At 41.8% G+C, this 21,368-nt stretch carries 13 protein-coding genes; 9 read left to right on the forward strand and 4 right to left on the reverse strand.

Going from position 1 to position 21,368, the window contains the following annotated elements:
- Positions 1-203: 203 nt before the first annotated feature.
- Both JWQ85_RS12590 and JWQ85_RS12595 read right to left on the reverse strand, forming a co-directional pair.
- Entirely contained in the window at positions 204-908 is a 705-nt protein-coding gene (locus JWQ85_RS12590; protein ID WP_299468443.1) for a hypothetical protein, read from the reverse strand.
- Positions 909-998: 90 nt separating this feature from the next.
- On the reverse strand, positions 999-3,215 hold the full coding sequence (locus JWQ85_RS12595) for a CHAT domain-containing protein (RefSeq protein WP_299468445.1): 2,217 nt from the start codon (positions 3,213-3,215) through the stop codon (positions 999-1,001).
- A gap of 328 nt (positions 3,216-3,543) precedes the next feature.
- Between JWQ85_RS12595 and JWQ85_RS12600 the strand changes: the two genes are divergently transcribed.
- From JWQ85_RS12600 to JWQ85_RS12620, 5 genes are all read left to right on the forward strand, one after another.
- Positions 3,544-4,332 (forward strand): hypothetical protein, encoded by a 789-nt coding sequence (locus tag JWQ85_RS12600; protein ID WP_299468447.1) that lies wholly within the window; start codon positions 3,544-3,546, stop codon positions 4,330-4,332.
- An 807-nt stretch (positions 4,333-5,139) separates the two neighbouring features.
- Complete coding sequence (locus JWQ85_RS12605) at positions 5,140-5,922, forward strand: hypothetical protein (protein WP_299468449.1); 783 nt, start codon at positions 5,140-5,142, stop codon at positions 5,920-5,922.
- A 29-nt stretch (positions 5,923-5,951) separates the two neighbouring features.
- Positions 5,952-7,946 carry a hypothetical protein gene (locus tag JWQ85_RS12610; protein ID WP_299468451.1) on the forward strand — a complete coding sequence of 665 codons (1,995 nt, stop codon included), beginning with the start codon at positions 5,952-5,954 and terminating at the stop codon, positions 7,944-7,946.
- Between the two features lie 7 nt (positions 7,947-7,953).
- A complete protein-coding gene (locus JWQ85_RS12615) occupies positions 7,954-9,384 on the forward strand; it encodes an MBL fold metallo-hydrolase (RefSeq protein WP_299468453.1) in 1,431 nt (476 codons plus the stop codon).
- A 451-nt stretch (positions 9,385-9,835) separates the two neighbouring features.
- A complete protein-coding gene (locus JWQ85_RS12620) occupies positions 9,836-12,028 on the forward strand; it encodes a DUF5703 domain-containing protein (RefSeq protein WP_299468455.1) in 2,193 nt (730 codons plus the stop codon).
- A gap of 136 nt (positions 12,029-12,164) precedes the next feature.
- Here the strand turns inward: JWQ85_RS12620 and JWQ85_RS12625 are convergent, their stop codons facing one another.
- Positions 12,165-13,373 (reverse strand): CehA/McbA family metallohydrolase, encoded by a 1,209-nt coding sequence (locus JWQ85_RS12625; RefSeq protein WP_299468457.1) that lies wholly within the window; start codon positions 13,371-13,373, stop codon positions 12,165-12,167.
- Between the two features lie 454 nt (positions 13,374-13,827).
- On the opposite strand from JWQ85_RS12625, the gene JWQ85_RS12630 reads away from it, so the two are divergent.
- From JWQ85_RS12630 to JWQ85_RS12645, 4 genes are all read left to right on the forward strand, one after another.
- The gene (locus tag JWQ85_RS12630; protein ID WP_299468459.1) at positions 13,828-16,830 is read left to right on the forward strand and encodes a SusC/RagA family TonB-linked outer membrane protein; all 3,003 of its coding nucleotides are present in this window, start codon (positions 13,828-13,830) and stop codon (positions 16,828-16,830) included.
- Between the two features lie 19 nt (positions 16,831-16,849).
- Positions 16,850-18,436 carry a RagB/SusD family nutrient uptake outer membrane protein gene (locus JWQ85_RS12635; protein WP_299468461.1) on the forward strand — a complete coding sequence of 529 codons (1,587 nt, stop codon included), beginning with the start codon at positions 16,850-16,852 and terminating at the stop codon, positions 18,434-18,436.
- A gap of 56 nt (positions 18,437-18,492) precedes the next feature.
- The gene (locus tag JWQ85_RS12640) at positions 18,493-19,569 is read left to right on the forward strand and encodes a phosphatidylinositol-specific phospholipase C1-like protein (RefSeq protein WP_299468463.1); all 1,077 of its coding nucleotides are present in this window, start codon (positions 18,493-18,495) and stop codon (positions 19,567-19,569) included.
- A gap of 63 nt (positions 19,570-19,632) precedes the next feature.
- A complete protein-coding gene (locus tag JWQ85_RS12645; protein ID WP_299468465.1) occupies positions 19,633-20,607 on the forward strand; it encodes a metallophosphoesterase in 975 nt (324 codons plus the stop codon).
- A 52-nt stretch (positions 20,608-20,659) separates the two neighbouring features.
- On the opposite strand, the gene JWQ85_RS12650 is transcribed toward JWQ85_RS12645, so the two are convergent.
- Positions 20,660-21,368, reverse strand: a 709-nt coding sequence (locus tag JWQ85_RS12650) for a DUF72 domain-containing protein (protein WP_299468467.1), incomplete at its 5' end; no start/stop codon positions are given.

Raw genomic sequence — 21,368 nt, forward strand, 5'->3', positions numbered from 1 at the left:
GATATTTATTCTGCACAGATTCAATAAGAAATTTAATAATCTAAAGGCCCTTATATAATGTATAATCCCCGCTGTTCCGCTTTGTCTAATGTAGAGCTAAGCATTAGTGAAATTATGGCAAGCCCTGCCGGCCGGGCTATACGCTGTATCTGCTTCGCAGGATGCCGCTGCTATCCCTCTTGCAAATTCAAGCTTCCTATTGCTTATGGGTTTTTACGTTTCAGTTTTTGCTCAAAATCATAAACCGCGTCATCCAGCTTTAACCCCCTGAATAATTCCAACTTGTCGATATAACGATCTAACTCATGGGTCAGGTTTGATTCTCCCAACTTCATTTCTACCTCTGATTTTATTTGCCACAAATTTCCGATTACCAGGTTCATTTTCTCCCTTTGTTTCACCATCTGTTCATAACTTATTCCAGGATAGGTTTCGCCCAATGGTACTTTCCTGTATTTGGCCAGCCGTTGGCTGAATTCAATTTTATCCGCCATTTCTCCAACCAATTTAAACCCGGACAGCTTTGCCGTTTTTAACGATGCCTCAAAATTCTCATCTCCAATGTCATCCCTGTTAATGCTTATAGTTTGCTCTTTCCTGATCCTGGCCAGGTGCGGTAGAATTATCTTTCTTAATGCTTTAGTTAAAAAACCTTTTTTACGCGCAACAGGAGTAATATACCAATGCAGATCCCTGTTCATATCAAGTACTGCGCCAATACATTTTTCTTTGTCATTTTTAATAAAATAGAACCGGTAAGGCGAGACATCACCCAATTTGTTGAAGTTAATATCTTTCCATACTACACCATATTCAACATTTTCCCCGATAGGATGCGATGCAATATACGCTTGGGATTTTTTTCGGTTAAAGTGATCGATGATCGCCTGAATTGCCTTGTCTGTCATACCTATATATTATCTCCGGGTTCTGAATTACCTGAATAAAGTTTTGAAAATAGCCAACCCCTTAGCTAAATAAAATTTGCTGATCATCATTTAATGTGTGGATCCGAAATTCTCCGTTTGATGTTTAAAAATCCAATTTTCAAAATAGATAAGATCCGCTCTTCCAAGTGTTGTGTACGAAAGCCATTCATGTTCTAAGTTTTCAAATACGGTATTGATGGCCGGATTTATTACTTGTAAATATTGCTTCAATTTCTCAAAGACTTCTTCTCGTCTCTCAAAAACCATCATTTCCAACAAGAAATTAGCGATTTCCTTATCATCTAAATCTTCCGGCAGATTATTGCGTTCCCTCTCTTTTCGGATTGTTTCAAATATTAACGTACTCCTCAATGCATGGGAAACAAAGGCCAGCCAATTAGAAAATATCGTCTTTGTTTCCTGTTGCTTTAGATTATTTAACAATCGTATTAGTAGGGCCGCAGCGTCTCCCATTTTTATAGGCAAAAAGGTCGCCGTAACAGCAAATGCCCCCGCCTGAAAGAACGCGTCTGAAAGAAATTTCACATATCCATAATTAGGCATTGTTCTGCAGGCGGAGATGAAAACAATCGGCGCACTAATACCACGTTTAATAATATCATCACCTGTTAAAAGAATATCATTTTTATCATCAATTACCAGGTAACTGGAGAGCGTTTTTGGATCGGCGTCACCATGGCAGTCAAAAATCAATAAGTGTGGTTCGTGCTTTTTCACAGCATCCGCGACATCCTGAACCGTATTACAGATAACGCTAACATACCCGAGTGCGGGCTGCAAAGCTTTGAACATCTCAAAGATCTCATGCATGTCATCTTCGTCATCACTTGCACAGTGGATGATCAGCGTTTTCTTTAATATATCCGGCTTAATTCTGAAGGTTAATCGCTGACTATGTATGAAATTATTGATGAGGCTGTTAAAGTTAAACTCGGGTATCCGGCAAATATCATGGGTCAGGCATAAGGGATATTTTCCAAGTCTTAACCATTCCATAGGTAAGTCACTTACGAACACCAATTGTCCGTTTCTTTCCAATAAAAAATCTTTTAATTCATCAGTTACCATACGCTCCCGCATCAATTCTCCAATACCGCCGATTTTTAAAATCGCGCTTTTTTTGTTTTGGAAGGATTGCTGAAAATGGGATAAATCCATATTCAGTGATTTTCCCGCCACCGGCAATCTAAATACAGGGGAATAGGTAAACTGCGCGTGTAAATATGCCAGGTAATCCAGCAGGAGTAATCGCTTTGTGATGATACCCAATACCTGCCCTATCTGTTCACGTTTCAAAAAAGTCGCAATATCTTCCTCTACGCCATAGCTATAGTCAAGCAATTGTTCTGTTTGGGAAACCCGGAACAGCATCTTTTCCAATTTACTGTTAAACTTTTTGGTCAATAGTTTTCCATAACGCGGAAAATGAAAGGGGGCAATAATAACCATGGATGGATAGTATGGCTCAAACGGAGTTACCGGTTTTTTATCTTTAATTATCTGATGCAGGCCATCAATGACTTTAATTTGATTTAACTGAATGCCAACACGTTTTTGGCTAAGCAGCTCGATATCTTCCTTTTTGGTTTCAGCTGGCTTTTTCAGCCAAAAATTAGCGAGGATTTGGTTTAAGGTAAAATAGTTGCTTTTAGCATAAAGTGTATGATGATAGGGATTCAGTTGATCTGCTTTTGGATTTGTTTTAAAATCAAATTCCTCAATTTTAAAACCGTAATCCCTTTCGATTTCTACGTTGATAGCAACCATGTCCTTTTCTATTAATGCTATCAATTCATGTCCATTTGTAAAGGATTTTGATTTATCATAATAGCCAGCATTTTCAGCTCCCGGATCACCCAGGAATACAAAATACCCAAACGGAAGCTTTTGAATTAATGCCCCGATATTCCTATGGTTTTTGATCTCCTTATCAATAAGAAATACTTTAACAAGGTCTTTGTTAAAAAGGGCGGAATAACCCTGAAAAGCCTCAACATCCTGTTCTGGTGTTCCCTTAAATAATTCGTTAGGAATCATATACAGATTGATCGATTTCCTGATCCCTACATGGTAGCAGAAATCGAAAAATTCTGCAGGTTCTTTAAGCTGTAGCAGGTCTTTGGGAAATTCCCTTAATAGCTGAAACGCCAGATCGAAAAATTCATTTCGACCGTGCGCAATATCAGGCGTTACAAAATTGTACTGTATCTGACCGGCTGAAACAACTAGCCCGGCTGATTTGAACATTGGTAACGGATCGATCATGCTTAACAGGTTTAGTTAGGCAATTTACAAAATCCAAATCAGTTAGTAGCGCCTTTAAAGAGGAACGCTAAAATGAAGTTTTAGTGCCAGGCTATTTGCTGTTGGCGGCACCCATGATTCAAATTTAACATTTATTAAAAAATGGCTATTGATTTTCAGAAAAAATCAATTTACTTTTGGATGTGCTTGTTGGTAAGCGTGCTCGTCCGTGCAAAGATCCCATCGTCCAACATTTAGATAATATAAACTTATGCCAAGCTTATTATCGAACTACAGATTACGGGCGCAAATTTTCAGATAATCAGCTTGGTTAACATAAGGATATATTATGAACCACATCGATTTTTTCAAGCTTCAGGCAAAAAATCTCTTTCGCGATTACAAAACCCAAAAAACTGCTTTAGATGAGAACGGCGATTCATACTCGAAATATGTACCCAAATTTTTTGATATCGACGCTATTTTCGAGGACTACGAAATAGACAATGAAGATTTTAGTCTGATGAATGCGCAACACCTCTTAGCAAAAATGCTTAGGTTTAATAAATGGTCGGATTTAATAAACGCCACTATGCCTGAATTAGAATTAGCAAAGCTTAAATTCGTCAATCAGAATAAAATCCCTTTGATTGAATGGGATATTCAAGTAGCACGTGTCGAGCGCGAACATCATATGGTTTTTGACCCTGAAGACGAATTGGATTACTTCAAACATTGCCTTAGTCACTATGATGAATCTGTCATATTTTATCCCACCTATCTTTTAGAAAAGAATTTAGAGGAAATGGCTGACAATGAAAGTGACGAACCGCCGATAGTCTATGACCCAGAAACAATTGTGAAAATCACATCACTACCATTAAGTGGTGATGATCGAGCCGAATTTATAGCAGTGGCGAACAATGTCTTTGATTACGTCATAAATCGTATGGAACTACTCCATCCCGAGCCGACCCGAAAACTTTGGGATGCAGAAGGTTTCTTGGATAATCTTTTAAATGAGGAAATACTGCCTATTGATCGTGAGCAATTATGGACAATGTTCGAACATTTTTTGATTGGACACGTCGCAGATTTGGCTGCACAAGCAGACGAAAAGATTACCCGGATGAATTAGCGTAAGCAATTTCATGACTTCACAGATAATATAAGATTTTTTTGTAATGCGCCATCGCGTATTAGTAACTCGCATACAGACCACGCGGCAACCGTAGAAGCCTTATTCGTTTATCTTTAATTGCTGCTCATCGGTTACTACAATTTCAGGTTTTCCTTGTAATCGATCACCTTCCCGTAACGGTAACTATTTTACCTTCCAGGTCTTTGAATTTATCTTTTGATGTTGATATACTTAATATCACAATTTAGGAAAAATCTATTACGTTTTGGGTAATATAATAAGACAATCAAACAACATTTTATGAAATTCAATTTGAAAATGAATTCCTCAAAATCCTTTTTTTTCCTTATTTTTGATAAGCATTGACAGCAAATTAAAAGCCAATACGTGCGCAATAGTTCCTTAGAAGTTCAGAAAATGCCCTAAATCACACCCTTGTTTATATGGTGTAATTAAAGCATTTGATAATCAATACATTAGAGCGTTTTGGATGCATCCTGCCATCCCGACGATACCATCCAAAGCCTGTAGATCATTGATTTGCAGGCTTTGTTGTTTTTGAGGCTTTTTGAAAAGCCGTTGTTGTACAATCTTTTTTTTTGGGGATTAGGGTCCTGCCATATTCACCAGCCGTCACCATGCCCCCGAAAGTAACTGACATTTGTGGCAAGGAGGTTAAAACGTTAAAATACCGTTAAAACACCCTTATTTTGGTCTGATAATTATCATAATTTTATAGTATAATTTACCTGTTTAAGTAATTGATAATTAACTATAAATCAAATAATCTTAAATCAAAATCATATGAAAGGCGCACAAGAACGTTACACAAACGAAATGAAGGATCATTTTGGCTATTATGCAGCCTGGCAGCCAGGCGTACCCCTTCAGTTAGGCGATATAGGTGTTCTGAACGGGAACTTGTTTACTAAAATTTCAAACCTTAATAACTTTACTATGCCGTTTCAGGTACGTACAGACACTTCATCAAATGATCTGGAATATAGCTCTAAAGGCGCTGTAGCTATTACATCCAAATTATCAGGTACAGTATCACCGGAGGGCAGCAAGCTGGCACAGGGCGATGTTGGTTTTATATTGGATTTTTCGTCAGAAAACGCCGTTTATTTTAAAGCCGATAAAGCGATGTCAGACCTGATAGACGATACCATAACCATTGGTAACAAAGTGATTGACCTTTACGGCCAGGGTAAGTGGAACAAAAACTGGGTGATTATTACAGAGCTGGTAAACACAGAAACTGCCACCATTGTAATATCAAGCACATCCAACAGTTCGCTGGAGTTAAAAGCAACTGCCAATGTACAGGCCGCCGATATAGACATTGCCGATGCGCAATTTGGTTTTAAAGCTGCATTCAGTAAAGGGATAGACACTAAAATTATTGCACAAAACAATTTAACGCCGTTGTTTAAACTGCAAGGTATCAAAACCAGGATTTTTTCTTCTCCTGTGTTTCAGTCAAAAGGACTCACCGCGTTTGACATCATTACGCCCGAAAGTTCCAGGACTACACATAAGGATAGCCTGTATTTCGGCTATATTTCTGCTGATGTAAGAGAGTAATTATTGTTTAACCTGTCAAAATTAAAATTATGGCTGCTAAATTAGCTTACCGGTATTTACGGGGATACACGCTTGACCCCGGGTTTTCAACCCAGTTGGATACCATGAAGTTTAACCAAACCACCTACAGGATATTATGGGAGGATTTAAATGCCCCGGAAAATTTAGGCCCTGCCGGCGAATACTTTGAAGTGATAGACATTGACCCGCCCAGCAATTGCTACTATGAGCCGATAAACCTTGATTCGAGGGAGGTATTGTCGCAAAACGGGTTAACGCCAAGCGAAGGCAACCCCCAGTTTCACCAGCAGTTTGTGTATACCATAGCGATGAAAACGCTCGAATATTTTGAGCAGTCGTTAGGGCGAAAGTTGATCTGGAATTCGCGCGTTACCCATGAAAGTGGTAAGATACAGGAGCACTATGTAAAAAGGATACGTTTATACCCGCACGCGTTCAGAGATGCCAATGCTTATTACAGCACCGAAAAGAAATCTATTTTATTTGGATATTTCCAGGCGGCACAACAAATACAAGGAACTAACTTCCCCAACGGTGCAGTGTTTGCCTGCCTCTCGCCTGATATTATCTCGCACGAGGTTACCCATGCATTGCTGGATAGTATACACCCCCGTTTTTTGGAAAATACCAACCCCGATGTTCCGGCTTTTCATGAAGCATTTGCAGATATTATTGCCCTGCTGCAAAGATTTACCATTAATGAATTGGTGATTAACCAGTTTGCACAATCGGACGGTAGTTTTGATAAATTTACCTACCTGGGCGAGCTGGCCACACAGTTGGGCAGCGCCTTATCGCATGGCAGGGGGGCCTTACGCAGCGCTATCGGCGGCCGCGACGAAAATGGCAACTGGAAACGCAGTAAGGCCGATCCAACCCTCTACCAAACTAAAACAGAGGCCCATGACCGCGGATCTGTACTGGTTTCTACCTTTTTCGATGCGCTGATTAAAGTGTATAACTACAAAACGCAGGACCTAATCCGGATAGCTACAAATGGCTCGGGTGTATTGCCGCAAGGCGTTTTGCAGTTAGACCTGGCTACACGGCTAGCCCAGGAAGTATGCGCAATAGCGCAGCACCTGATGCGGATAGCCATACGGGCGCTGGATTATTGCCCGCCGCTTGATATCACTTTTGGCGAATATCTGCGGGCATTAGTTACGGCCGATATTGACTTTGCGCCCGCAGATGATAACAATTACCGCATAGCATTAATTGATGCTTTCCGTAGTTGGGGCATATTCCCCGATCATGTAAATACGTTTTCGGAAGAAAGCCTGCAATGGTGTACCCCCGATAATTTTGCACAGGCGGATAAAAAAGCTTTAGTTAAAGTGGCGAACTTTTTAAGGGGAAGGGTACGTACACTGTATAACTTAAGCAACCGGGAAGCTATCTATCACGAATCTAAAAAAATACAGGCGGCCTTACATGATTTTCTGCTTGGTAAGGTTCAGACAGATGATAATAATGATTGTAAAGATGAAGAACAGGTTTTAGGGAAAAAAGAACTTGAAAGTCTGCTACCGAAACTTGGTTTAAGCTCCACATCCGTTGATTATTATGATTCCGGCAATCAAGATGAAAACAGAAAATTAATGAGGCAAAAAAATCCCGGCGAACCAATGCCTATCGAGATTCATAAAGTGCGGCCAGCTTATCGTTCGGGGCGCGAGGGTATGATACTCGAGCAGGTAGTTGTAACCATCACCCAATCTACCACAATTTTAATTGAAACCGGCAGGGTTGATGAAGATACAAAGGAGCCTATCATGGATGAAATGAAATTTAGGGGTGGGTGCACCCTTATTTTTAACATGGCCGATGAGTTTAAAGTGAACTACCTGGTCACTAAAAATATTGCCAGCCAGGACAGATTTTTAAAACAGTTAAGATATCAGCAGGGAGGCGATGATGCAGCCTTGTCGTTCTCAGATTCAATGTATGATGACGATAATGGCTTCGGTACCATTAACTTCGCTAATTTACATTTTCATTAAACCTATCATGAGCAACGTTAACGTAAACATAAAAATGTTCCAGGTGGGAGAGCTTGGAGACTGTTTTCTTTTAAAGTTTAAAGAGGATAATAAAGAAAGCGCGGTATTAATTGACTGTGGATCTTTCCGGAATTCAGATAAGTCTATAAAAAGGCTTCAAACCATTGCTGAATTTATTAAAGGCGATCTAAATGAAAAAGCGTTGGACGTAGTAGTGGGTACCCACCAGCATAATGACCATTTTTCGGGATACGTCCATGCGGCCGATATTTTTGAACAAACAGGTATTGATAACGTTTGGCTGTCGTGGCTCGACGATCCAAAAGACGTTGATGCCGGTAAAATTGCCGCCGGGCAGCGTGACCTGACAGAAAAACTTCAGGCCATAAGCAGCCGGCTTACCAAGAACGATAACGATAACCATTCCCTGGCCGCAGAAAAGATAAATGATATGCTGGGTTTTTATAACGCAGAAGATGCAGATAAGCCGCTTGAAGGAAAGAAAACCAAAGTGCCCGTTATTCCGAAAATGGGGCTTGATAATTTAAAGAAGATCGGTAAAAATGTAAACTACCTGTCGCCGGGGAATGTGCTGGATTTGCCGGGCTTATCAGCAAACTCGGTTAAAGTGTACGTACTTGGCCCGCCAAGGGGCGGAAAATTGTTGTTTGATATTAACCCCAGCAAAGATGAAACTTATGATATCAAGCTTACCGCTATAAGCAACCTTGCGGATGGTTACCTTGCGGCATTAACCAATTACAGCGGTAATGAGGTTGGATCGAATGAAAGGAATTTTCCTTTCGACAAAAAATTTGAAAAGAATTTGACCAAACCGGAGTTTTTAAACAGTGCCTATTTCTTACAAGACAGTTGGCGGAAAATTGATGATGAGTGGCTCGACCAGGCGGGAAGGCTTTCGCTGTATCTGGATTCATACACTAATAACAGCAGTTTGGTAATGGCTTTTGAACTGGTAGAATCGGGTAAGGTGCTGCTTTTTGTGGGAGATGCACAAACGGGTAACTGGTTGTCATGGGAAAATATTCAATGGGACAAGGACAAAGTAAAACCGGGCTTTTCATTAGATTATTTACTAAACAATACGGTTTTGTACAAAGTGGGCCACCATTGCAGCCATAATGCCACGTTAAAGAAATATCTTGACGATAAAATAACGCATCCCGACTTGGTTGCTATGATCCCCGTTGATGAAACAGATCCGAATATTACCAAAAAGAAGGGCTGGAAAATGCCAGCCGTAAACTTGTATAAGAAACTAAAGGAAAAAACCTTTAACCGGGTTTTAAGAATGGAAAAAGGCTTTGATGCTGATTGTGACCCCAATGGCGCGGCGAAGCAATCATGGGCAAAACTTCCGTTTAAACCTGTTGTTGATAAGAAAAATTTTTATATCGAATATGAAGTGCATGGTTGAGCCTCACCTGAACAGATAAACACAGGTCCAATTTTAGCAGCCAAATTTTTTTAAATCCTGCAAAAAATGGTTCGAGAATTGTACTCCCGTCCTAACGATACCAAGAGAACCGCCTTTAAAGAGATTTAGAGGCGGTTTTTGTTTTTATAATAACATTTGTACAAATGTTTGTAAATCACCAAAATGATGCGAATCCTGGCATCTTAATTATTAAAGCTGATCAATAAGCTGCTCCCTATTATATTTTATTCAAACTCCATTAACTTGCAGCTATTTGTATGAATTAAGCAATAATTAATAGTTTATTAATGAGTTCTCGTTAATATCGCTTAAAATAATTTCTAATAGCTAAAAATGAAGTGCGCTATATTGTTATCGGTCTTTTTTTATTAGCTTATCAAAAATTAAACCTATAAATACCCGCCTGTTAAAAAGGAAATACTTGTAATAAATGAATAATAAATTTTCAAATGCCTTATTCGCCTTATTGACAGGCGTGTTGCTACAGGTAACGGCCAATGCACAGGTAAAAAAGAAGGAATTTAATATCGTTCCCTTTTTGAATGCATATAATGTAAATTGGAACACACCCGGGCCAACATCAATGCAATCGATGCCAATCGGCAACGGAGATATTGGCCTCAACTTATGGGTTGAACCCAACGGCGACCTTTGCTTTTTTATAGGGAAGACCGATGCCTGGGGAGCAGCCGCGGCTACGGAAAAGAACAACTGGATAAAAGATGGTGGCGTGTTAATGAAATTGGGAAAAGTGCGGATATCCGTAAGCCCAAATCCGATGGCACAACAGGGAAGCCCCTTCCGGCAAGTACTAAAGCTGCATAACAGCGAGATATTGGTTAAGGAAGGTACCGGTGCCAATGCCGTTCAATTGAGAGTTTGGGTGGATGCGAACCACCCGGTTATAAGGGTCGAATCAAAAAGTGTAAAGCCTGTTTCAGTAAAAGTCACGCTGGATAACTGGCGGGTTGGCAGGGGTGATATCATCTTACCAAAACAAGCCAATAAAATTACCTGGTATCATCAAAATCCGGATTATGCCGACCAGCACTTGCATGGCATTATTTTTGGCGGAATTATTAAAGGAAAAGGGCTGGCGACCAGGGATGATACTACCCTGCAAACAATTAAAGCTGTTAGTAGTCAGTTAATCTCGGTTTATCCTTTAACTACAAAGAACCTGACCCCAGACCAATGGCGCGCCAAACTGAATAGCGAAATTACTGGAATAGACGCCCAGCCCCTTGAACAAGAAAGGTTGGCCCATCAGCAATGGTGGAGTAAATTCTGGCTCCGCAGCTGGATATTTGTAAATGGCGACGATGTTGCTAAAACAACTACACAAGGGTATATCCTGCAACGCTATATTACAGCTTGCGCCGGCAGGGGAGCTTATCCTGTTAAGTTTAATGGCTCCATTTTCGTCGTGGATAATCCGCAATTTAAGGCGAACGAAAGAGACCCGGTAATAGCGATAGATGCGGATTACCGCGAATGGGGTGGGCAATATTGGATGCAAAACACCCGCGCGATGTATTGGCCGCGCCTTATGGCTGGTGATTTTGACGAAATGCAGCCCCTGTTTAAAATGTACCTTGGTATGTTACCGGGTAATAAAGCGCAGGTAGAGAGTTATTACCATCACGGTGGCTGCTATTTTCAGGAAACGTCGCCTTTTTGGGGCGGCTTGCCTTACATGGGGCCGGAGGTGGAGGAAAATTGGACAGGACACTACTTTACCCCGATACTGGAGTTAAGCATGATGATGCTGGATTACTATGAATATACTGGCGACAAAAAATTTGCCAGGGAAATGCTTTTGCCAATAGCATCAGCAGGCGTGGAATTTTTTGACAAACATTTTGGCCGGGATGCTTGGGGGAAATTATTGCTTGATCCCGACAATTCCATTGAAATGTTCTGGAAAGCGCATGATCCGGCGCCCGATATTGCCGGTTTACATGCAGTTGTGGCACGGTTAATGGCCCTGCCGCCCAATTTAACCGATGAGAAATCGCGGGAAAACTGGAAAAGGTTTTACAGTGAACTTCCTGATCTGCCGGTGGGTGAGAAAGACGGTCAACAGGTATTGTTGCCGTATACTGGTCCCCAAACTGTTAAAGGGCGAAACCTGGAAAATCCGGAATTATACGCGGTTTATCCGTTCAGGTTATACGGACTGAGTAAGCCCGACCTGCAATTAGCGATCAATACTTTTAATGCGCGCGCATTTAAAGACAAGGGATGCTGGGTACAGGACCCGATACAGGCTGCCATGCTTGGTTTAACAGATATTGCCAGGACTTATGTAACTTTTAATTTGGCCCGTAAGGAACCTACCCTTAAGTTTCCGGCATTTTGGGCAACCGGACATGATTATGCGCCGGATGAAGACAATGGCGGTAATGGTGAGAACGGCTTGCAGGAAATGCTAATGCAGATAGACGGTAAAAAAATCATTCTGCTGCCGGCCTGGCCGAAAGAGTGGGGCAATACGGAGTTTAAACTGAACGCGCCTTATAATACCACTGTTCAGGGTAGGATAGTGAATGGCAAGCTTACGGATTTGATAGTTACACCTGCCTCACGAAAGACTGACGTGATCGATTTGTCAAAAAATTAAACCTAAACAAGTTTTAATCGTTAGCCCTGTGGTCGGTGTTGTCCGTACCATAGCCGTGGTTACTCGAAAAGGCACGCAAAATAGACATTAAACAATACTGGTTAATTTTAATAATAAGGATCTTTCCAGTTAATCATCAAAAGTTGGGATCGAAATTGAAGCAAATAGGGTTAGATAGCCCTACCATGGATCCACTTAAAGCCATAGATTGTGGAACCTGTGGGTAGCTTGTAGCCGGTCCTTCTACCGTTACGCGATAGTAACTACGACCCGTTATTGCCGGCGTATCGGTAAACTCCACTGCAGGCGTTTTGCCCGTAACCTGGTAGGTGCCAAATTTACTGCCGTTCTTTACAATGTTAATGGTATAGTTCCCCTCCGGTAAAGCATTGCCCGTTAACTGAACGCGAAACTTTACAGGTTTACCCGTCGCTTTGGCATTATCGCCCATCATCATATCCATTTTACCATCCACATTCAGGTCTGCGTAGAATTCTACCCGGGGCGCATACGGGTTGGCACTGATGGAAACCCGACCGTTTGTAAGCGCGTCTACAACCGCTTGTGTGGTCCGTTTTACCGCAAAAACCCAGGTTGTTGGCGTACCAACATAGTTTGCTTTAGCCTGGCCGCTGTTCGCAGTTGCCTTATCTGGCGTATCCGGATTACCGTGATGCGCGTCGCTCCCGCCTCTGCCGGTAAGTTTTCGGCCTGATGAAAGCATGTCGTCCCAAATCATGATGGCATTGGCATTTCTGGACCATACGGCAGAATTCCATACTTCTATCGACTCAATAATATCATAAGAATATCCAAAATGATCCTTCCCGCTCGGATGGTTAGCCGACAGGTGAATGCCAAGTTCGTTCTTAACTCTGCCGATCACTGTATCGCGCTGATCACGAACATCATATAATCGCTTATGATCGTAAGGTTTAGCCGAGAACACATTGCCATGGCCACGGGTTGTTGTCCATTCAGCGCCATAAAGCAGCAACAGGGAGTCTGACTTAAACTCCGGATCGGCCCAGGTATTATGTGCAACATCACCATCTACGTGGTTATCATGGTCGGTGATGCAGAGGTAGTCCATACCCACTGATCTGGAAAAGGAGATGATCTTTGCAACAGGATTGTTAGAGGATTCTTTGCTGTGGCGGGAATGTACGTGCAGATCGCCCTTTAGCCACACGCCGTCGGTAAGGCTGGCATTTGGGGGCAGCTTAGCAATCTTCTTTGACTGGCCAAATACTGGGTTGCTGATGCAAGCTGCTATAGTAAGGAGCAGTACGGTACATTTAATGCCCGTAAATAGTATCGGGCTCTTGGTGTTTTCGAATGTCATGTCAATTTTATTATTAAAATTTAGGCTGAAAGTCCTCACTGTACGAACATCTTAAATACCATAGATAAAAAGTGTGCTGAGCTTGGTTCGCTTTAGCCAGCGCAAATTTAATGAGCTATAGGGTTGGGCAGCAATCAGTCCGATTAAGTTTGTGTTAAGCTTTAAACAAGCAATTTCAATAATAAGTAAAATAGGTGAGGCCTGTTATCATTATTGTCCCCTCTCAATAAATAGGAAACCAATAAAGCGGCATCATCGTATACCATCCTTTCGCCAATTACATACCTACGTAAACGTTTAGTTACTTTAAATTCATATTGAAGCCAGATAGTTCATCTGTAGGGTAGATAATGGCAAATAAGCTAATAATCAGTTGATGTTTTGATAACAAGGCATCTGTTATTTTGCATTAAATGAAATTTAAATATCTACATCACAAATAATCACATCATTTATGAAACAAATTTACAAACGCTTATTAAATGGCGCCTGCATTCATTCCCGGCAATGGGTGCTGTTACTGTGCGCCATTATTTTTAGTGTGTCGCCGGTATTCTCGCAAACCGGAAGAACAATTAAAGGTACCGTTACCGATGAAAAGAATGAGCCGCTCCCCGGCGTTTCTGTAGTAGTGGCGGGCACAACTGTAGGTGTTATGACCGACGCAAAAGGTAATTACTCGCTTAATGTAAGCGGTGAAAGTGCTGTGTTAAGATTTACTTCAATTGGGTACACTTCAAAAGAGGTTAGGGTTGGCACAAACTCTACAATTAACGTTAACATGTTACCTGATGCTAAACAATTAAAAGATGTAGTGGTAATAGGATACGGAACATCAAGCAAAAAAGATGTAACCGGCGCTATTACTTCTGTAAAGGCCGAGGATTTTAATGCAGGTGTATTAACCACCCCCGCAGAGCTTTTGCAAGGTAAGGTTGCCGGTTTAAATATTACTAAAAGCGGCGACCCTAACAAACAGCCTGCTACTATTTTAAGAGGGCCGTCTACCTTTCGTGAAGGCGCAGCTCAAGAGCCTTTTTATGTAATTGATGGTGTACCGGGCGCTTCAATAGATCTTTTAGCACCGGCTGATATTGAAAGCATAGATGTGTTAAAGGATGCATCTTCAACAGCAATTTACGGTTCACGGGCCTCTAACGGGGTAATTATCGTAACAACAAAAAAATCAAAGACGGGGCAAACCAGGCTTAGCTACAGCGCTTATGGCGCAATGGAAAAAGTATCTAAAAATATAGATATGTTAAGTGCCGATGAGTTACGTAAATATTTGGCAGATAATGGCGTAGCTCCTTTAGCAAAGCCCTTGGATGACGATGGCTCTAATACCAATTGGCAAGATCTGGCTTTAAAAACAAGCTACTCACAAAACCATAACCTTTCTTATGGCGGGGCGGGTACAAATTCAGACTACGGCGCAAGCGTAAACTATTATAAAAACAACGGTGTCTTAAAAAATACCGATCTGGAGCGTACTGTTTTTAAAGGATACATTAATCAGCGCTTTTTTGACGACAGGCTTAAGCTGGGCCTTACCCTAACAAACAGCGTTACCAAAAAGAACGATGTGTTTCAAACCCAGGTGCTTCCCGGTATATTATTTTATTTGCCAACTGTTAGCCCGTATAACCCCGACGGAAGCTATAAAGAGAATTTGACACGTACAGGCAGTGGCCCGTTAAACCCACTATCGTTAATTGATAATAACTTTACAAAAACAGATAACAACAAAACCCTGATTAACGGTATTGTTCAGGTTGACATTTTAAAAGGTTTACGTTTTACGCTTAGCGGGTCTACTCAAAAAGATCAAAACAATATCAACTCCTATTTAAACAGCAAATCGGGTTTGGCAATAGGCGCAAATGGTGTTGCAAATCGTAGTGCTTTTAACAGTACTACCAACGTTGCAGAGGCGTATTTAAATTACGACAGAGATTTTGGCCTGCATTCAATTAAATTATTGGGAGGTTACTCTTACCAGCAAGATCGTACAAATGATGGGTTTGGTGTACAAACACAAGGGTTTTCTAATGATAACCTTACTTATAATAACCTGTTCTTTTCAAACCCAACCAACCTGTCGCAGATCCAGTTCAACCAAAATTATATATCAACCTTACGATTGATATCCTACTATGGTCGTGTGCAGTATAAATACAACGACAAATACCTTTTACAGGCATCGTTAAGGGAAGACGGATCATCAGCCTTTGGTTTAGATCAGCGACATGGCTATTTTCCGGCAGTTTCTGCGGGATGGAGAATTATAAGTGAAAAATTCATGGAGAGCCTGCCTGTTATCTCCGACCTGAAATTGAGAGCTGGATACGGTGTATCTGGTAACAGTTTGGGTTTTGATGCTTTTACCGCCCAGTTAATTTATGGTATCCCTCCGGGTGGGGGTAAATTTCTAAGCAACGGAAATATCACCAACCCTATTGGCCCGGTTCGTAATGATAACCCAGGCTTAAAGTGGGAAAGCACATCTACTACTAACATCGGTTTAGATTTTGGTTTGCTAAACAACCGCTTAACCGGTTCAGTTGATTATTATATCAAGAAAACATCAGATCTGATCTATACCTACCAGGTATCAACAACACAATACTTCTATCCATTTTTTACAACCAATGTTGGCAGAATTAAAAATAGTGGTATCGAGGTAGTGTTAAATGCTGTCCCTGTAAAATCTCAAAGCTTTACATGGCGTACATCATTTAACGTGTCGCACAATAAGAACGTGGTAGAAAGTTTATCTAATGATAAGTTTGCCATCAACTTCATCCAAACAGCACAGTTAGGTGGTAAAGGCCAATCGTCATTAAGTAGCCAGATCATACAGCCTGGTTATGCCGTTGGTACTTATAACTTATGGCATTACGTGGGCAAAAATGAAAATGGTGTAAGTACATATCAAAAAGCCGATGGGTCAATAACCGCAAGCCAACCGCTAAGTACAGATCAGCGTATCGCCGGCAGCGCACAACCTAAATTTATATACGGATGGAGCAACACCTTCCTTTACAAAAATTTCGACTTTAACTTTTTAGTTCGGGGAGTTACCGGCAACAAAATATTAAATGGAACACTTGCTTCCCTTAATAACCCGGCTGATTCTAAATTCCAGAATATCCCAAGGTTTACCCTTGGCGAATCGTTTAAGGATATAAACGCTTACCTGATGTCAGACCGTTTTTTGGAGAGCGGTGCTTACCTCCGTTTAGATAACGCAACATTAGGGTATACCATCAGGCCAAATCTAAAAACGATAAAGAGTGTACGCCTGTACTTATCTGGCAATAATATATTCATAATCACAAATTACAGGGGTATCGACCCCGAGATTAATATAGGCGGTTTAACCCCGGGTATCGATAATAAGGATTTTTATCCTAAAACCCGCACTTTAAGCGTAGGTATAACCGCATCATTTTAACTATCAATCAATAACATAGATGAAAAAGATAATTTTATTATGTGCCGTATTAGCAGTGCTTGCCGGCGCTTATTCATGTACTAAATTAGATGTGCCTGTAGAATCGCAGTACGTAAAATCTAATTTCCCCATAACCGATGCAGATTATAATGCATTATTAGGGACTATCTACTCCAACTTATCGTCGAACTACGCGGTGCCTTACTGGCGAATGCAGGAGCTATCTACAGATGAAGCCATACTACCCGCCCGCGATGGTAACTTTGACGACGGTGGGCAGTACCGCCAGTTACATTATCACACCTGGACGTTTGACCATGCCAACGTTACAGGTGTATGGCAATGGGGCTTTGGCGGTGTAAACACATGTAACCGTATCATAAGTGTTATAAACGCTTCACCATCTTCAGAAGAGAAAAAGACCGCCTCTATTGCCGAGGTAAGGGCAATGCGGGCACTCTACAATTACTTTATGATGGACCTGTATGGTAACATTCCCATCATTACCGATTTCCCGGTTGCCAACCTGCCGGCAACACAATCACGTGCTAAGGCTTTCCAGTTTATCGAAAGCGAATTACTAAATGTTATACCACAGTTGCCTGTAAAAAATGGCAGCAATGCTACATTGTATTATGGCCGCCCTACTAAAGCCATGGCTTTTGCTTTGTTAGAAAAAATGTACCTAAATGCGCAAGTGTACACAGGTACGGCAAAATATACCGAAGCTGTTGCTATGGCCGATAGCGTTTTAAAGAATAGTAATTATAGCCTTGACGCCAAATACCGCGATATATTTTTGCCAAATAACGGCCCGCAGATAAACGAAACCATATTTGCCATCCCTTATGATCAGCAAATCCCCGGCAATCAATTTACCAGGTTTGGTTTCTTCTACTATCTGGTAAATGCTTATGGGTTTAATGTGGGCTTAAGCATAGCAATGAGCACCACACCCGAATTTTATAACAGGTTTAACTTACCCGGAGATGCACGTACTAAAACCTGGCTTGCAGGCCCGCAATTTGCACCTGATGGCAGCGGCGGTTTTACTAACCAGCCGGTTTATTACCCGGGTACTACAACTCAAATTTACATCGAGCCAAAACTAACCCTGGTTCCTGGTAAGCCTATGGATTTGGGTAACACCATTGCCAGCCAGTCAGAAGGTGTCAGATCTATAAAGTACTATCCGGATCCAACCATTATACAAGCTACCCGATTAAATGGTAACGATGTGCCTGTTTTTAGGTTAGCCGATGTAATGATGATGAAGGCTGAAGCTATATTACGTGGCGCAACAGCTACAACGGTTAATGGCGAATTACAAACACCCGACGTATTGGTTAACAAAATTCGTGCGCGTGCAGGTGCCCCGGCGGTTGCAGGTATTGATTTAGACGGTTTGCTGGACGAACGTGCCCGCGAGTTCTCGTGGGAAGCATGGCGCCGTAATGACCTGATCCGTTTTGGGAAATTTGAAGTAGAATACCCGCTGCCTAACGATGTGCTAACCATGGATAAGAGTGTTACCCGCAGGATATACCCTGTACCGGCAGCAGAAATAAGGCTTAATCCGAACCTGGTTCAAAACCCTGGTTATTAATAAAATAAATTAAGAAACAACAGCCGGGTAACAACCGGCTGTTTAATATAAGATATATGAGATATTTATCTGGTTTACTGCTTATCACACTATTGCCTCTTTCAAACTTAAATGAACCTGGCGATAATATTCCAATTAACCGTATACAGGTTATTGGTTCACACAATAGCTATAAAAAAGCGATTGACCCTAAGCTATTCAAGATCTTGCAAAAGGCAGATTCAACTTCAATGAGTAAGATAGATTACAGCCATATCAGCCTTACTGAACAGCTTAATTTAGGCTTGTTAGATCTGGAGATAGATGTTTATGCGGATACCGCCGGTGGAAAATACGCGCATCCGAAAGGGCTTGACTGGGCACCCGGCCAGCCGGCTTATGATACAGAGGGCTTAATGAAGCAACCCGGCTTCAAGGTTTTTCATATCCAGGATATAGATTACCGCAGTAATTGCCCCACCTTTAAGCTATGCCTGCAGGAATTAAGGAAATGGTCTGACGCGCACCCGGGTCATCATCCCGTATTTATCACCATGAATGCTAAGGATGAGCCATTGAAAAAAAGCGGCTTCACCGTTCCGGACAAGTTCACTTCATCAATATATGATAAACTGGATAAGGAAATAGCAGATTACCTGGGCATTGATCACGTAATTACACCTGATAAGGTAAGAGGCGGATACAAAACGCTCGAGGAAGCAGTATTGCACCAAAATTGGCCAACATTAAAACAGGCAAAAGGTAAATTCATTTTCCTGCTGGACGAAGGGGGGCCTAAAACAGCTGTTTATATAGCCGGCCACCCATCGCTAAAGGGTAGGGTGCTTTTCACCAACTCAGAACCCGGCACGCCCGAGGCAGCCATACATGTAATGAACAATTCTAAGAAAGACCTGGCCGGTATCCAGGCGTTAGTAAAAAAAGGATACATCATCCGTACAAGGGCAGATAGCGATACAAAAGAGGCCAGGGAAAATGACAAAAGCAGCTTTAATGCCGCTATGCAGTCGGGTGCGCAGATCATCTCTACAGATTATTACAAAAAAAGCGAATCTTTTAAATCTGACTATGTCATCCGCTTCCCCGATGGCGGCTATTTCAGGATGAATCCCTTGTTTGCACAGGTACAATAATCTTACTTATTTAGCCGGGACATACTCCATTTTTTATAAATCATTATAACATATCAACAGAAAATGAAACGCAGAAACTTCATCAAAAACACCGCCCTTACCACCCTGGGAGCGGCACTTATTTCACCATTAGCATCTTTAGCAGAAAGTAGTGGCGTTACCCACCTGGAAAGTGATGATCTGTCAAAGGCAGTGTTGAAAGATGAATATGATGTGCATTTTATAGCTATTGGCGATTGGGGCCGAAATGGTGAGTACGACCAGCAGGAGGTTGCTAAACAAATGGGGATTTGGGCTGCAGCCAATCCAAACAATTTTGTAATATCGGTTGGTGATAATTTTTATCCGAGAGGAGTAGTAAGCGAGAACGACCCATTATGGCATTATTCCTTTGAAAATATTTATACGGCGCACTCCCTACAATGCGACTGGTACCCTGTTCTGGGCAATCATGATTATGGCTCGGAACCAGAGGCCCAGGTGCGTTATAGCAAGGTGAGTCGCCGGTGGAATATGCCGGCACTGTATTACACAAAGGAATTTTCGTTAGGCAAGACGGGTGATAAAGTTTTGATGCTGATGATAGACACCGACCCAATGCTCCATGACAACAAAAAGCAAGAGGTAGAGAAGCAAATGATCTGGATAAACGATACCCTAAAAAATACATCGGCAGATGTTAAATGGAAAATTGTAGTAGGGCACCATCCTTATTATACGGTAGGCCCCCGTATTAAAAATTATGACACCTTAACGGTGCGTGCAAAGCTTGCCCGGGTTTTTGAAACACATAAAGTGGATGTTTATTTATCCGGCCATGATCACTCTTTACAGCACCTGAAACCGGAAGGGTATACACACCAGTTTATATCGGGCGCGGGATCTGAGCTAACGGGGGTAAGCACAGGTATACCTTACAGCCGTTTTCAGGCTTCAGACCATGGGTTTATGTATTTTGCTATCAACAAAAACAAGCTAAATGTTAAAGCCATAAATGCCGCTGGTACAGTTTTATATCAAACAGAATTGAGCAAGTAAGATAATTAGGGCAGGATAGAGGGTGATCTGGCTCATTTGCATGGTGCTTAACTTACAAGTCCTGTATGAGTTGGTTTATCGTGGCCAGGTTATGTACGGCTGCGCCCATGGTGTTGTTGAAATAAGTATAAACCCTTTTGCCTTCAGCGAGCCATTGGTTGATATTCTGCGCGTATTCGGCTAAAAAGTCGTCGGCGTAACTGCCGCGATAACCGCCGTTAGGGCCGTGAAACCGGAGGTAAATAAAATCGAGATCGAGCGGTTCGGGCGGGGCGGCGGAGGCAGGCAGGTCATGGATAACCATTGTCATATTCAGACTGGTAAGCAGTTGGTCGGTTTGTTCCTGATACAAAGAAGAGTGGCGCAGTTCTACCGCGATGTTCCAGGAATCATCTGCCTCACGGACCGCCTCCAGTAGCCGGCTAATCTGCGGAAATTGACCTGCGCGGATGCTGGGAGGAAACTGTATCAGTAAACTGCCCTTTTTTTCGCCGGCTTCGCCAATTGCATCCATAAAACGGGTAATATCTTCCGGGTTAAACAGTAACTCCTTCTCGTGAGTAATGCCCTTCCATAATTTAAAGGTAAACCTAAAATGGTCGGGTACGCTTTCGCGCCATTTGCGGATGGTAGTGGCCTGCGGGATTTTATAAAAGGAACTGTTGATCTCGATACTATTGAAAAGAGAGGCGTAATAACAGAGCCGACTTTTGTCCTGAAATTCCGGCGGGTAAGCCGCCTTATTCGGGACAGGTAATACC

It is taken from the genome of Mucilaginibacter sp., assembly GCF_028288105.1.
In the GTDB taxonomy this organism is placed as follows: domain Bacteria; phylum Bacteroidota; class Bacteroidia; order Sphingobacteriales; family Sphingobacteriaceae; genus Mucilaginibacter.

Coding starts and splice junctions, on each gene's coding strand:
- JWQ85_RS12590 (WP_299468443.1), bottom strand. CDS start 908: ATGACAGACAAGGCAATTCAGGCGATCATCGATCACTTTAACCGAAAA.
- JWQ85_RS12595 (WP_299468445.1), bottom strand. CDS start 3,215: ATGATCGATCCGTTACCAATGTTCAAATCAGCCGGGCTAGTTGTTTCA.
- JWQ85_RS12600 (WP_299468447.1), top strand. CDS start 3,544: ATGAACCACATCGATTTTTTCAAGCTTCAGGCAAAAAATCTCTTTCGC.
- JWQ85_RS12605 (WP_299468449.1), top strand. CDS start 5,140: ATGAAAGGCGCACAAGAACGTTACACAAACGAAATGAAGGATCATTTT.
- JWQ85_RS12610 (WP_299468451.1), top strand. CDS start 5,952: ATGGCTGCTAAATTAGCTTACCGGTATTTACGGGGATACACGCTTGAC.
- JWQ85_RS12615 (WP_299468453.1), top strand. CDS start 7,954: ATGAGCAACGTTAACGTAAACATAAAAATGTTCCAGGTGGGAGAGCTT.
- JWQ85_RS12620 (WP_299468455.1), top strand. CDS start 9,836: ATGAATAATAAATTTTCAAATGCCTTATTCGCCTTATTGACAGGCGTG.
- JWQ85_RS12625 (WP_299468457.1), bottom strand. CDS start 13,373: ATGACATTCGAAAACACCAAGAGCCCGATACTATTTACGGGCATTAAA.
- JWQ85_RS12630 (WP_299468459.1), top strand. CDS start 13,828: ATGAAACAAATTTACAAACGCTTATTAAATGGCGCCTGCATTCATTCC.
- JWQ85_RS12635 (WP_299468461.1), top strand. CDS start 16,850: ATGAAAAAGATAATTTTATTATGTGCCGTATTAGCAGTGCTTGCCGGC.
- JWQ85_RS12640 (WP_299468463.1), top strand. CDS start 18,493: ATGAGATATTTATCTGGTTTACTGCTTATCACACTATTGCCTCTTTCA.
- JWQ85_RS12645 (WP_299468465.1), top strand. CDS start 19,633: ATGAAACGCAGAAACTTCATCAAAAACACCGCCCTTACCACCCTGGGA.